Raw genomic sequence first — 12,876 nt, forward strand, 5'->3', positions numbered from 1 at the left:
GGCACCGGGTACCCCGTACGGCACCACCCCCGGAGGGTGCCGCAGACTGGAACGTATGACGATTCACGAGAACCTCCTCGGGGGCCCGCCCCCGACTCACCTCCCCGACGACCCGGAGCCGCGCGAGCTCCTCGCGAACGGCACGGCGCCCGCGGATGTCGCAGCCAAGTACCCCACCTCCTCGCTCGCCTGGGCCCAGCTGGCCGACGACGCGTTCGAGCGAGGCAGTGTCGTCGAGTCGTACGCCTACGCCCGTACGGGCTACCACCGCGGCCTGGACTCCCTGCGCCGGGGCGGCTGGAAGGGCCACGGCCCGGTGCCCTGGGAGCACGAGCCGAACCGCGGCTTCCTGCGCGCCCTGCACGCCCTCGCCCGCGCCGCGCAGGCGATCGGCGAGCAGGAGGAGTACGAGCGCTGCAGCCAGTTCCTGAAGGACTCCTCGCCGACGGCGGCGCAGACCCTGGGCTGAGTCCTCCCCTGGGAGGGCCGAGCCCTCCCAGGGTGTACCCGCCGTGTGGCCGTCCGGGTGTACTCGCAGGTCGTACGGGTCCGCCTGGTCGATGTGACCGGGCGGACCTTGCGGTTTCGGGTGACGATTGTGGAGGATGCCCGGTGGGGACCGGGGCCCCCGTGTCGAAAACGGCAGGGGCGGACCGCTACCCGGAGTACGCATCAGGAGACAGCGATGTCGTCCCAGCAGGCTCAGCCCGCCGAGGCTCAGGAGCCCGAGACCCCGCATCTCGACTTCCAAGGAACGACCCCGTACGAGGACTACGTCCAGGCGGACGTTCTGACCCACCTCCAGCACACCCTCTCCGACGACCCCGGAGAGATGGTCTTCCTGGTCACCACCCAGGTCATGGAGCTGTGGTTCACGGTCATCGTCCACGAGTGGGAGACCGCGGCGAACGCGCTCCGCGAGGACCGGGTGCCGGTCGCGGTGGCCGCGCTGAAGCGGTCCGTACGGGAGCTGGAGGCGCTGAACGCCTCCTGGCGGCCCCTCGCCCAGCTCACCCCCGCCCAGTTCAACTCGTACCGCTCCGCCCTCGGCGAGGGATCCGGCTTCCAGTCCGCGATGTACCGCCGGATGGAGTTCCTGCTCGGCGAGAAGTCCGCGTCCATGCTGGTCCCGCACCGGGGCGCGCCGCGCGTGCACGCGGAACTGGAGAAAGCACTGCACGAACCGAGCCTCTACGACGAGGTCCTGAGGTTGCTCGCGCGCCGCGGCCACGCGGTCCCCGAGTCCGTGCTGGTCCGGGACGTGTCCCGGCGCTACGAGTCCTCGCCGGAGGTGGAGGCGGTGTGGACGGCCCTGTACGCGGGCGACGAGCACGACGAACTCGCCCGCCTCGGTGAGGCGTTGACGGACGTCGCCGAACTGGTGTGGCGATGGCGCAACGACCATCTCGTCGCGACGCGCCGCGCGATGGGCGCGAAGACGGGCACGGGCGGCTCCGCCGGGGTGGCCTGGCTGGAGAAGCGGGCGCAGAAGAACGTGTTCCCCGAGCTGTGGACGGCGAGGTCCCATGTCTGAGCGGTCTGAACTGCGGTCCGAACTGGGTGTCAGGGCCGCCGAGCTGGACGCCTCCGACGAACTCGCCAAACTGCGCGCGCAGTTCGTCCTGGACGACGTGGTGTACCTCGACGGGAACTCGCTCGGCGCGCTCCCGGCGTCGGTCCCCGGCCGGGTCGACGACGTCGTACGCCGCCAGTGGGGCGAAATGCGCATCCGCTCCTGGGAGGAGAGTGGCTGGTGGACGGCGCCGGAACGGATCGGCGACCGCATCGCGCCGCTGGTCGGAGCGGCCCCGGGCCAGATCGTGGTGGGCGACTCCACGAGCGTGAACGTCTTCAAGGCCCTGGTGGGAGCGGTCCGCCTGGCCGCCCTGACCTCCGACGGGCGTGACGAGATCATCGTCGACGCGACGACGTTCCCGACGGACGGCTACATCGCGGCGTCCGCGGCCCGCCTGACCGGCTGCGAACTGCGCCCCCTGGATCCGGCGGAAGTCCCCTCCGCGCTGGGCCCTCGCACAGCGGCGGTCCTCCTGAACCACGTCGACTACCGCACCGGCCGTCTGCACGACCTCCCGGCCCTCACGTCCGCGATCCACGACGCGGGCGCCCTGGCGGTCTGGGACCTGTGCCACAGTGCCGGGGCACTGCCGGTGGACCTCGACACCCATGGGGTCGACCTGGCCGTCGGCTGCACATACAAGTACCTGAACGGAGGCCCGGGCTCCCCGGCGTACCTCTACGTCCGCGCCGACCTCCAGCCCCGTTTCGACTCCCCGCTCCCCGGCTGGAACTCCCACGCCGAGCCCTTCGGCATGAGCCCCGCCTACGAACCGGCCCCGGGCGCCCTGCGGGGCCGCGTCGGCACCCCGGACATCCTCTCCATGCTGGCCCTGGAGGCCGCGCTGGACGTGTGGGAGGGCGTCTCGATCGACTCCGTCCGCACCAAGTCCCTCGCCCTGACCGACTTCTTCCTGGAATGCGTCGAGGCGTACGTCCCCCGGGGTCGCGTCGAGTCCCTGACCCCCTCCCACCACGCCGAACGCGGCAGCCAGGTCGCCCTGCGCTGCGCGGACGCGGGCGAGGTGATGAAGCGCCTGATCGAACGGGGCGTCGTGGGCGACTTCCGCCACCCCGACGTCCTCCGCTTCGGCTTCACCCCCCTCTACGTGGGCTTCGGTGACGCGGAACGGGCGGCGCGGGTGCTGGGGGAAACGGTGACCTGACGGTGAGCGAGGGGGCGGCTGGGGCGATCAACCCCCGGCCGTCCCCCACGCCGGTTCCCTCCCCAACGATGTACACCCCCGCCACCGCCGCAGCAAACGCCCCCTCCGCCGCCCGCTCGGCCGCCGCCTCGTCCGGCACCATCCCAACAGTCAGCAACGAGTAGTACAGCGGCGCCGACACCGCCCGTACGACCATCGCCGCATCGGTCCCCACGGGCAACTCCCCCCGAGCCACCCCCTCCTCGACACACGGCACCCACTCACTCACCCGCACCTCATAGAACCGCCGCAACGCCTCCGCCGTACGCACATCGCACGTCGCCGCGGCGATCACGGCCCGAAACAACGCCCCCTGCCGAGGATCGGCCAGTGTCCGCCGCACCAAGGCGGCGTTGGCCCGCAGATCACCGAGTACGGACCCGGTCTCCGCACGCGGCGACGACTGCTCCGCCATGTCGCTCAGCAGATCGGCGACGAGCCCCGTGACCGACCCCCACCGCCGGTACACCGTCGTCTTCCCGACCTCCGCCCGCCGCGCCACATCGGCGAGATCGAGATGCGCGAACCCCTCCTCGGCGAGTGCGTCCCCCGCGGCACGCAACACGGCCGCACGAACCCGGGCGGTACGCCCACCAGGACGTACGGTGCCGGGTTCACCAGAACCCGCGGTGCCAGGCTCGTCACGACCCACGGTGCCGGACTCGGCGGACATGACGGACTCCTCAGCAACGCCGTTCGAGTAACCCCACCAGCGTAACGAAACACCAGATCCGTTTACCCCTCACCGAGCGTGACATCCGGGTGTAGACGCACGTCACGGGCCTGATACCGTCCCCGCCAACGGCCGAATTCACTCCTGGTCCGCCAAATCCGTTTCACCGCTGAGAGGTTGGAGCATGCCGGACGACGCCGCAGCACGGGACGCCGCCGAGGAGGCCTCGGCCTTCTCCCACCCGCCGGTCGACCCCGACGTCACCGCCACGTACGGCGACCATCCCGACCAGGTGATCGACTTCTACACCCCGCGCGAACCCGACCCCGAGGTCCCCGCCCCCCTGGTGGTCGTCCTGCACGGCGGCGCCTGGCGCGCCCCGTACGACCGTCGCCACATCACCCCGTTCGCGGACTTCCTGGCCCGCCGGGGCTTCGCCGTGGCCAACGTGGAGTACCGCCGGGGCGCCACGATCCCCGCGCAGGGCGGCGAGGGCCCGGTCGCGGGCCGCTGGCCGGACACCTTCGACGACGTCGCGGCCGCACTCGACGCGCTGCCGGCGCTCGCCCGTGAGCACCTGCCGAGGGCGGACCTCCGCCGCACGGTGATCACCGGCCACTCGGCCGGCGGCCACCTCGCCCTGTGGGCCGCCGCGCGCCACGTCCTGCCCGCCGACGCTCCTTGGCGCACCGACCGCCCCGCCCCGCTGCGCGGTGTCGTGGCCCTCGCTCCGATCGCGGACTTCACGGTGGCCGAGAAACTGAACGTCTGCTCCGGCGCCTCCCGCCAACTCCTCGGCGGCGGGGCCAGGTTCGCGGAGCGGCAGCCGTACGCCGACCCGGCGTTCCTGCTCCCCACCGGCATCGCCACGACCCTCGTGCAGGGCCGCACCGACGTCATCGTCCCGGAGGCGGTCGCCGAGTCGTACGCGGAGGCGGCGGCGAGGGCGGGCGAGGTGGTCGGCCTCACGCTCCTGGAGGACGTGGGCCACTTCCCGCTGATCGACCCGGCGGCGGACGCGTGCGCGGTGGTGGCCGAGGAGATCGCCCAACTGGCTTGGTAGCGCTCCCCGGTCATACCCGTAGTACCTGAGAGCTACCTCCGAGGTGAGCTCCCTGGCGGGACGCGAACGATACGTCACGATCCGTAACTTCCCATCCAGAGGCGCCCGGTGAGCGGGCGGACCGGATGGGAAGGACGCCATGGAGCTCCGGGGGAAGCCGACCGCGGCGGGAAGGGCGCAAGCCGCCCGAACAACACCATCTGATCCGGCTCTTGAGCGGCCCGGTCCACCTCAGCCATCCGAGCCATCCGGGCCGGCCCCGTTGGCGCACTCGGCGCCCTCGGCTCAACCGGGAGAGCCCCTACCGCCCACCCTCCGCGTCCGATTCCTCCGGCGCCTGAGCCGTACCCTGCTCGCCGCCCTGGTCACGGCCGCCGTGGTCGTCCCCGTCTCCGCCGCGGCCCGCCCCCGGATCCCCGCCCCGGCCCCCGCCGCCCTCGCCCCGCCGACGACAGCGACGCTGGACAAGGCGTACACGGCGAACCGGGCGAACGCCGCGGAGGCGTCCCGCATGGCCGCCGCCCACGGCGACCGCACCCGCGCCGTCGCGGACCACGTCATGGCCACCCCCTCCCGCCACTTCCTCACCTTCGACGGCCGTGGCCAGGGCCTGGCCGTCGAGGTCCTCGGCGACCTCGCCCACGCCGACCGCGTCGCGGTCCTGGTCCCGGGTTCCGACACGACCTTGGAGACCTACGGCCGTTTCCGAGCAGGAGCGGCAGCCCTCCAAGCCCGCCTCAACAGCCTCGACCATGGCCACGGAACCCACGGAACCCACGGAACCCACGGATCCACCTCACGTCCGCATACGGCGGTCATCGCCTGGCTCGGCTACGAGACACCGGGCACGGTGAGCACCACGGTCCTGACGACCGGCCGCGCCGAGGACGCGGCCCCGCCGCTGACGCGGTTCATACGCGAACTGCGGGGCGTCGTCGGTGAGAAGGCGCACGTCTCCCTGCTGTGCCACTCGTACGGCACGGTCGTCTGCGGCCGCGCGGCACGCGGGCTGGACGTGGACGACATCGCCCTCATCGGCAGCCCTGGCACCGGCGCGGACTCCGTGTCGGCACTGCGCACCTCCGCCCGGATCTGGGCGGCCCGAGGCGCCGACGACTGGATCGTGAACGTGCCGCACGTCCACGCCGATCTCTTCGGCACCACCGTCGGCTTCGGCGCCGACCCGGTGTCCCCGGCCTTCGGCGCCCATGTCTTCGCGGCGGGCGCCGGCGGCCACAGCGACTACTTCAAACCGGGCTCCGTGTCCTTGGACAACCTCGCCCGGATCGTCCTCGGAGACGCCTCGGAGGTATCCCGTGCGTGAGTCGACCGTTCATGAAGAGGCAGCCACCCGGCGAACGGCCCCACAGACCGCACCGACCCCACCGACCGCATCGATCCCACCGAAGCGACGCACACCTCCCTCCACCTCCGTACGTCCCACCCCCACCCGCATGGCCGCCGTCCTGCGCACCGCCACCCATGCCGTAGGAGACGGCGCCCGCCGTATCGACGCCGCCACCCCCGCGGAGCGGGACCGCGCGGTCGACGCCCTGCGCGCCTTCGCGATCCTCGGCGTGGTCCTGGGCCACTGGCTGGTGACGGCCCTGGTCGCGGACGGCCGGGCGCTGCACACGGCGAGCCCGTTGCAGCACATGCCATGGCTGGCCCCCATCTCCTGGGTCTTCCAGACGCTCGCGGTGTTCTTCCTGGTCGGGGGCCATGTGGCGACGAAGAGCTACGCGTCGGCGCGGGCGCGCGGCACGACGTACGGACAGTGGCTGCGCGCCCGTCTCACCCGGCTCTTCAAACCCGTGGCCGCGGTACTGACCCTCTGGACGGTGGCCACCGTCGGCCTGCTCGCGTCGGGCACGGGAGTCGACACGGTCCACACCCTCGTCAAACTCGCCCTGTCCCCGCTGTGGTTCCTCCTGGTCTTCGCGGGACTGACGGCCGCGACGCCCCTGCTCACCCGGCTCAACCCGCTGTGGCCGCTGGCCGTCGTTCTCCATGTGGACCTGATGCGCTTCGGACTGGGCGGCCCGTCCTGGCTCGGCTGGGTGAACGTGGCCGCGGGCTGGATGGTCCCGTACACGCTGGGCGTGGCCTGGACGCGCGGTGAGTTGGACCGGCGGCGTGCGGGCTGGGTGCTGCTCCTGTGCGGCGCGGCGGCGACCGCGGTGCTGGTGACGTGGGCCGGCTACCCGGCGTCGATGGTCGGCGTGCCGGGTGCGGCGGTCTCGAACCTGAACCCGCCGACGCTGGCCGCCGTCACCTTCGGCGTGGCCCAGTGCGGTCTCGCCCTTCTGCTGCGCGAGCCGTTGCGCCGGTGGTTGCGGCGGCCCCTGGTGTGGGCCGCGGTGGCCCTGGTCAATCTGTCAGCGATGACGATATTCCTCTGGCACCAGACGTCCATGATGGCGGTCACCGCCGTGGGCCTGCTGGTGGGAAGGCTGCCCGGTCTGCACATGGTTCCCGACGGCTTGGGCTGGGTGGCTGCCCGCCTCGCCTGGCTTCCGGTCTTCGCCTTCGCGCTCGGCGTCTGCTGGGTCGCCTTTCGCTCCTACGAGCAGGGTCCGCGCCGCCGGTCCGGCCGTCCCTCCCGGGTCGTCCGCGTCCACCGTCGGAGTGGTCCGGCGGGGTCGCGAACGGCCCGCCGTGCCTACGGTGATCACGTGACCAGCGCCGAGCCGAGGCCCCCGGACAGCGAGCCGATCCGCGCCCTCCTGCGCGAGGTCCTCACCGACCTCGCGTCACCGTCGGCGGCCCCGCTGCCCCCGCTGTCCCGGCCCCGTTGGCTGCGCCGACTGCCGCACGTGGTGCTGTACCTGATCGCGCTCGGGCTCGCACTCGCGGGCGTGGCCGAGCTCAACGACACCTATCGACTCGGTTTCCCGCTGGGTGAGGTGACCGGGGCCGCGCAGGGCGTCGCGATCGCCCTCGCCCTGCGGCGGCCCGTGCCGGCGTGGTGGCTGTCGCTGGGTGCCACGCTCCTGGCCGCCGCCGGGGCCAGGGCGCACATGATGGCGGACATCCCGGCGTCGCGCCCCGACTGGCCGTGGAGTTCGCCCGCGCTGGTGGCACAGGCCTTGGTGCTGTTCCTGCTGGCGCTGCGGCTGCCCGCACGGGTGGCCATCGGCGCGCTGTCCGTGACCGCCCTGATGACGTACGTCATGCAGGGCGTGGTCGGCGGACAGCTGTACCACTCGACGGGGTTCCTGGCGGTCGTCGTCTTCGCCGCGGCGGTCCTCCTCGGCATCGCCCTGCGCGGCCGCCGCGAGGCCCGCACCCAGCTCGTCGAACAGGCCTCGCAGACCGAGGAGGAGCGCGCCCGCCGCACCCTCCTCGAGGAGCGCAGCCGGATCGCGCGCGAGCTGCACGACGTCGTCGCCCACCACATGTCGGTGATCTCCATCCAGGCCCAGGTCGCCCCGCACCTGGTCGAGAACCCCTCCGACGAACTGAAGGAGAACCTGGAGGGCATCCGGCAGAACGCCCTGGAGGCGCTCACCGAGCTGCGCCGCGTGCTCGGCGTGCTGCGCTCCGAGAACCCCGAGGACCCGTACGGCCTCGGTGCAGGCACCGGTGCCGCCCCCAACTCCCCGCAGCCCACGCTCGACCGCCTCGACGCCCTCGTCGAGAACACCCGCGCCGCCGGTCTCCAGGTCACCACGGAGATCACCGGCGAGCAGCTCCCACTGCCGCCCGGCGTGGAGCTGTCGGCGTACCGGATCATCCAGGAGGCGCTGAGCAACGCCCTGCGGCACGCGCCCGGTTCGGAGGTCCGCGTCGAGCTGTGGCACTTCCCGCGCGGGCTTCAGGTGCGGGTGATCAACTCCAGACCCGAGCGTCCCGCCCCGCCGTCCCCGGGCGCGGGGCACGGGCTGCTCGGTATGCGGGAGCGCGCCGCGATGCTGGGCGGCACCCTCGTGACCTCCGAGACCGCGCACGGCGGATTCGTGGTGGCGGCTTTCCTGCCCCGCGACGGCGCGGTCACGGGCGACGCCCCTTCCACCGACCTTTCCCCTCCCCCTTTCACCGACGTCGATCGTTCGGGCCGCACAGGAGACGAGAACCGATGACGAGCAGCACCATCCGCGTACTGATCGCCGATGACCAGCAGATGGTCCGCCAGGGTTTCACCGTGCTGCTCAACACCCAGCCCGACATCGAGGTGGTCGGCCAGGCGGTCGACGGCCTGGACGCGATCGCCAAGGTCGCCGAACTCGCCCCGGACGTCGTGCTGATGGACATCCGTATGCCCGAGCTCGGCGGCATCGACGCGACCAGACGCATCACCGGCGAGACCCCGCACATCAAGGTGCTGGTGCTCACCACCTTCGACCTCGACGAGTACGTGTACGAGGCGCTGCGGGCCGGCGCCTCCGGGTTCCTGCTCAAGGACGCGTCCGCCGACCAGCTGGCCGAGGCGGTACGGGTGGTGGCGGCGGGTGACGCGCTGCTCGCCCCCGGGATCACCCGCCGTCTCATCGCCGAGTTCTCCCGCCTGGACGCCACACCCCGCGGCCCGCTCAAGCAGCGCGTGGGCGAGCTGACCGAGCGCGAGACGGAGGTGCTGGCCCTCATCGCGCAGGGCCTGTCGAACGCGGAGATCGCCGAGCGCCTGGTCGTCGCCGAGCAGACCGTGAAGACCCATGTGGGCCGCATCCTGGTGAAGCTGGGCCTGCGCGACCGCACCCAGGCCGCGGTCTTCGCCTACGAGTCGGGCCTGGTGCGCCCGTCGGGCTACTGAGCCCGCGGACTTCGCGCCCACCCCGTCCCTCGGGTGCCCCCCGGATCCGTCGTGGGGGACACCCGGGGATACCCGTAGTACCTGAGACGGATCCCGTAGGACCCTTCTCACTGGTGACGACCGCGACCCGGCAGGCGGCCTACCGTCTTGAACGTGACCGAGACGACCCAGACGCAGATGAAGCCGCCGGGCGGGGCCAAGCCCCGCAGCCCGGAGTTCCGGCTGGCCGCGGACGCCCTGCGCGGGCTGAGGCAGGACCTGTTCCACGACGCCTTCGCCTACCGCCCGCTGCCGCGGATGCGGGTGGACGGTCCGCTCGCCCGACGCCTCCCCGAGCGCGTCAAGGAGTACGCGGCCTGGAGTCCGCACGCCGTGATCACGGCGTGCGGACTGCTCGCGATGGCCGTCGCGAGCACCGCGAACCAAGGTGGCCCCGGTATCGGGAGTCTGGTGCCCAGCCTCCTGGCGTTGCTCCCGGTCCTGCTGACGCTCGTCCGGCCGGTCGGAGCCTTCTGGTTCTCCATGGCGGCGACACCGTTCGCGGCCGTGTTCAGCGGCAGCTGGGGCGCATGGCCCTGGTCGGAGGGCGCCTTCATCACCCACCTGGTGGTGCTGACGGTCGTGGCGCTGCGGACCAGGCCGCGCACCGCCGCCTGGATGTGGGTGCTGACCGCGTGGTACGGATTCATGTCCGAGTCCCTCGTCGCCGGGCGCATCGGGACCAACACGGCGCCGCTGCTGTTCCTCTCCGCCCTGGCCCTCCTGGTCGTCACGGTCCTGCACGTACGCCGCACGGCCGAGCAGGAGGTGACGGCCCACCAGTCGGAGACGGCGCAGGAGCGCTCCAGGCGGACCCTCCTGGAGGAGCGCACCACGATCGCCCGCGAGCTGCACGACGTGGTCGCCCACCACATGTCGGTGGTCGCCATCCAGGCGGAGGCCGCCCCCTACCGGGTGGAGAACCCCCCGCCCGAGCTGGAGCAGGCCTTCGTCACGATCCGGGAGAACGCGGTGGCTGCGCTCACCGAGCTGCGCCGTGTCCTCGGTGTCGTACGGGCCGCGGACTACGAGGCTCCGGACGCCCCGCAGCCCACCCTCGCCGACCTCGGCGCGCTCCTCGCCAATGTGCGGGAGGCGGGTCTGAGCGTGGAGAAGACGGTCACGGGAGCGGTGCGCGAACTTCCGCAGGGCGTGGAGCTGTCGGCGTACCGCATCGTCCAGGAGGCGCTGAGCAACACCCTGCGGCACGCGCCGGGCGCGACGGCCCGCGTCGAGATCGGCTACGTTCTCGGCGGGCTCGGCCTGCGCATAGTCAACGGCCCCGCGCAGACCACCACCCTGGTGAAGTCCACCCACGGCGCGGGGCACGGCATCACCGGGATGCGCGAGCGGGTCACGATGCTGGACGGCGAGATGACGACGGGCGAGACGGACGACGGGGGATATGAGGTGACGGTCTTTCTGCCGGTGCCGCTGCGGGCGGGGGAGGAATCCGGATGACGAACGGCACCATCCGCGTCCTGATAGCCGACGACCAGGTGATGGTCCGCGAGGGCTTCTCGGTGCTGCTCGGCGCGATGCCGGACATCGAGGTGGTCGGCGAGGCGGTCAACGGCCGGGACGCGGTCGAGCGGGTCCGTGAGCTCGGGCCGGACGTCGTGCTGATGGACATCCGCATGCCGGAGATGAACGGCATCGAGGCGACCCGGGAGATCGTCGCGGCGGACAGCGCCGCGAAGGTGCTGGTGCTGACCACCTTCGACCTCGACGAGTACGTGTACCAGGCGCTGCGCGCGGGAGCCTCGGGCTTTCTGCTCAAGGACGCCTCGGCGCGTCAACTCGCCGACGGGGTGCGGGTGGTGGCGGCCGGGGAGGCGTTGCTCGCCCCGTCCGTGACCAAGCGGCTGATCACCGAGTTCTCCAGGCTCTCGGACGCTCCGAGACTCTCGGCCACGGCCCAGGCGGCCTACGGCGAGTTGACCGAGCGGGAGACGGAGGTGCTGGTCCTGATCGCCCAGGGTCTGTCGAACGCGGAGATCGCCTCGCGCCTGTTCGTCGCCGAGTCCACGATCAAGACCCATGTCAGCCGGATCCTGGTGAAGCTGGGCCTGCGGGACCGCACGCAGGCGGCGGTGTTCGCGTACGAGGCGCGGCTGATCACACCCAGGTGACCCGGGTGACCCAGGTGGCCCCTGACCGGGGGAGCGCGGCGGCGGGGCCGATGGCGGGGTACGGGGGTCCCCGCCGACGGCTCGGCCGCCGAGACACCCCTGTTCAGCGGGGCCGAGTCGGGCTAGCGTCCGCCCATGGCAGCCTCGCACACCCCGCAGTCCTCGCAGTCCTCGCAGTCTCCGCGGACACCGTCGGCCTTCGATCCCTGGAACCCGGAGTTCGTGGCGAACCCGTACCCCGCGTACGCGGAGCTGCGCGAGCGCGGCCGGGTGCACTACTACGAGCCCACCGACCAGTGGCTGGTCCCGCACCACGCGGACGTGTCGGCGCTGCTGCGGGAGCGGCGACTGGGCCGGACCTACCAGCACCGTTACACGCACGAGGATTTCGGGCGGACGGCACCTCCGCCCGAGCACGAGCCGTTCCACGTCCTCAACGACCACGGAATGCTGGACCTGGAGCCTCCGGACCACACGCGGATCCGACGGCTGGTCTCCAAGGCGTTCACACCGCGCACGGTCGAGCAGCTCAGGCCGTATGTGGACCGGCTGGCGAACGAGCTGGTCGCCGGCCTGGTGGCGGCCGGCGGCGGTGACCTGCTCACCGATGTCGCCGAGCCGCTCCCGGTGGCCGTGATCGCCGAGATGCTGGGCATTCCGGAGTCGGACCGGGCGCCGCTCAGGCCGTGGTCGGCGGACATCTGCGGGATGTACGAGCTGAACCCTTCCGAGGAGACGGCGGAGAAGGCGGTCCGGGCGTCGGTGGAGTTCACCGAGTACCTCCGGGAACTGATCGCCGCGCGCCGCAAGGAGCCGGGCGACGACCTGGTCTCGGGGCTCATCGCCGCGCACGACGAGGGCGACCGCCTGACCGAACAGGAGATGATCTCCACCTGTGTCCTGCTGCTGAACGCGGGGCACGAGGCGACGGTGAACGCGACGGTGAACGGGTGGTGGGCGCTGTTCCGCAACCCCGACCAGTTGGCGGCCCTGCGTGGCGACCGTTCGCTGATCCCCACGGCGGTGGAGGAGCTGATGCGCTACGACACCCCGCTCCAGCTCTTCGAACGGTGGGTTCTGGAGGACATCGAGATCGACGGCACGACCGTTCCCCGGGGTGCGGAGATCGCTTTGCTCTTCGGTTCCGCCAACCACGACCCGAAGGTCTTCGCGTCCCCGGAGAGTCTGGATCTCTCGCGCTCCGACAACCCCCACATCTCCTTCAGCGCCGGTATCCACTACTGCATCGGCGCCCCGCTGGCCCGCCTCGAACTGGCGGCGTCCTTGGGCGCTCTGCTGGAGAAGGCGCCGACGCTCGCCCTTGCCGCGGAGCCTGAGCGCAAGCCGAACTTCGTGATCCGCGGGCTCGAGGGGCTCAGCGTCGTGCTCTGACCCGTCGGCCCAGGGCCCGGAGTCCCGAGGGCCCGGAGTCCGAG

Annotated in this window: 10 protein-coding genes and 2 pseudogenes; 11 read left to right on the forward strand and 1 reads right to left on the reverse strand. The window is 72.1% G+C overall.

What is annotated here, in order from left to right:
• Positions 1 to 55: 55 nt before the first annotated feature.
• The 3 genes from AAFF41_RS26135 to kynU all read left to right on the forward strand — a co-directional run bounded on the left by AAFF41_RS26135 (position 56) and on the right by kynU (position 2,741).
• Positions 56 to 469 (forward strand): DUF3151 domain-containing protein, encoded by a 414-nt coding sequence (locus tag AAFF41_RS26135; RefSeq protein WP_054231350.1) that lies wholly within the window; start codon positions 56 to 58, stop codon positions 467 to 469.
• A 216-nt stretch (positions 470 to 685) separates the two neighbouring features.
• Complete coding sequence (locus tag AAFF41_RS26140) at positions 686 to 1,534, forward strand: tryptophan 2,3-dioxygenase family protein (RefSeq protein WP_099921463.1); 849 nt, start codon at positions 686 to 688, stop codon at positions 1,532 to 1,534.
• Positions 1,527 to 2,741, forward strand: coding sequence for a kynureninase (gene kynU / locus AAFF41_RS26145; protein WP_343324706.1), 1,215 nt, complete (start codon positions 1,527 to 1,529; stop codon positions 2,739 to 2,741). The genes AAFF41_RS26140 and kynU overlap by 8 nt, the downstream gene beginning before the upstream one ends.
• Positions 2,742 to 2,805: 64 nt before the next feature.
• Here the strand turns inward: kynU and AAFF41_RS26150 are convergent.
• Positions 2,806 to 3,453 (reverse strand): annotated as a pseudogene (locus AAFF41_RS26150) (TetR/AcrR family transcriptional regulator); the annotation flags it as partial.
• 184 nt (positions 3,454 to 3,637) lie between these two features.
• On the opposite strand from AAFF41_RS26150, the gene AAFF41_RS26155 reads away from it, so the two are divergent.
• From AAFF41_RS26155 to AAFF41_RS26190, 8 genes and pseudogenes are all read left to right on the forward strand, one after another.
• Positions 3,638 to 4,516 carry an alpha/beta hydrolase gene (locus AAFF41_RS26155; RefSeq protein WP_319750238.1) on the forward strand — a complete coding sequence of 293 codons (879 nt, stop codon included), beginning with the start codon at positions 3,638 to 3,640 and terminating at the stop codon, positions 4,514 to 4,516.
• 139 nt (positions 4,517 to 4,655) lie between these two features.
• Positions 4,656 to 5,840, forward strand: a complete 1,185-nt coding sequence (locus AAFF41_RS26160; RefSeq protein WP_343324707.1) for an alpha/beta hydrolase — start codon at positions 4,656 to 4,658, stop codon at positions 5,838 to 5,840.
• A 130-nt stretch (positions 5,841 to 5,970) separates the two neighbouring features.
• Positions 5,971 to 7,179 (forward strand): annotated as a pseudogene (locus AAFF41_RS26165) (acyltransferase family protein); the annotation flags it as partial.
• 510 nt (positions 7,180 to 7,689) lie between these two features.
• Positions 7,690 to 8,598, forward strand: coding sequence for a sensor histidine kinase (locus AAFF41_RS26170; protein ID WP_425526252.1), 909 nt, complete (start codon positions 7,690 to 7,692; stop codon positions 8,596 to 8,598).
• Positions 8,595 to 9,269: a response regulator transcription factor gene (locus AAFF41_RS26175; RefSeq protein WP_319750241.1), complete on the forward strand. Its 675-nt coding sequence runs from the start codon at positions 8,595 to 8,597 to the stop codon at positions 9,267 to 9,269. The genes AAFF41_RS26170 and AAFF41_RS26175 overlap by 4 nt, the downstream gene beginning before the upstream one ends.
• 153 nt (positions 9,270 to 9,422) lie before the next feature.
• Positions 9,423 to 10,769 (forward strand): sensor histidine kinase, encoded by a 1,347-nt coding sequence (locus AAFF41_RS26180; RefSeq protein WP_343324708.1) that lies wholly within the window; start codon positions 9,423 to 9,425, stop codon positions 10,767 to 10,769.
• Positions 10,766 to 11,440, forward strand: a complete 675-nt coding sequence (locus AAFF41_RS26185; RefSeq protein WP_099942568.1) for a response regulator — start codon at positions 10,766 to 10,768, stop codon at positions 11,438 to 11,440. Before AAFF41_RS26180 ends, AAFF41_RS26185 begins: the two co-directional genes overlap by 4 nt.
• Before the next feature lie 135 nt (positions 11,441 to 11,575).
• The gene (locus tag AAFF41_RS26190; protein ID WP_343324709.1) at positions 11,576 to 12,832 is read left to right on the forward strand and encodes a cytochrome P450; all 1,257 of its coding nucleotides are present in this window, start codon (positions 11,576 to 11,578) and stop codon (positions 12,830 to 12,832) included.
• The last annotated feature ends 44 nt before the right edge of the window (positions 12,833 to 12,876 follow it).

It is taken from the genome of Streptomyces mirabilis, assembly GCF_039503195.1.
Classification (GTDB): domain Bacteria; phylum Actinomycetota; class Actinomycetes; order Streptomycetales; family Streptomycetaceae; genus Streptomyces; species Streptomyces mirabilis_D.

What these genes read in the sequence shown, in the direction of transcription:
- AAFF41_RS26170 (WP_425526252.1), top strand. Translation starts at nt 7,690, where the DNA reads ATGCAGGGCGTGGTCGGCGGACAGCTGTACCACTCGACGGGGTTCCTG.
- AAFF41_RS26160 (WP_343324707.1), top strand. Translation starts at nt 4,656, where the DNA reads ATGGAGCTCCGGGGGAAGCCGACCGCGGCGGGAAGGGCGCAAGCCGCC.
- AAFF41_RS26175 (WP_319750241.1), top strand. Translation starts at nt 8,595, where the DNA reads ATGACGAGCAGCACCATCCGCGTACTGATCGCCGATGACCAGCAGATG.
- AAFF41_RS26190 (WP_343324709.1), top strand. Translation starts at nt 11,576, where the DNA reads ATGGCAGCCTCGCACACCCCGCAGTCCTCGCAGTCCTCGCAGTCTCCG.
- AAFF41_RS26155 (WP_319750238.1), top strand. Translation starts at nt 3,638, where the DNA reads ATGCCGGACGACGCCGCAGCACGGGACGCCGCCGAGGAGGCCTCGGCC.
- AAFF41_RS26135 (WP_054231350.1), top strand. Translation starts at nt 56, where the DNA reads ATGACGATTCACGAGAACCTCCTCGGGGGCCCGCCCCCGACTCACCTC.
- kynU (WP_343324706.1), top strand. Translation starts at nt 1,527, where the DNA reads ATGTCTGAGCGGTCTGAACTGCGGTCCGAACTGGGTGTCAGGGCCGCC.
- AAFF41_RS26140 (WP_099921463.1), top strand. Translation starts at nt 686, where the DNA reads ATGTCGTCCCAGCAGGCTCAGCCCGCCGAGGCTCAGGAGCCCGAGACC.
- AAFF41_RS26185 (WP_099942568.1), top strand. Translation starts at nt 10,766, where the DNA reads ATGACGAACGGCACCATCCGCGTCCTGATAGCCGACGACCAGGTGATG.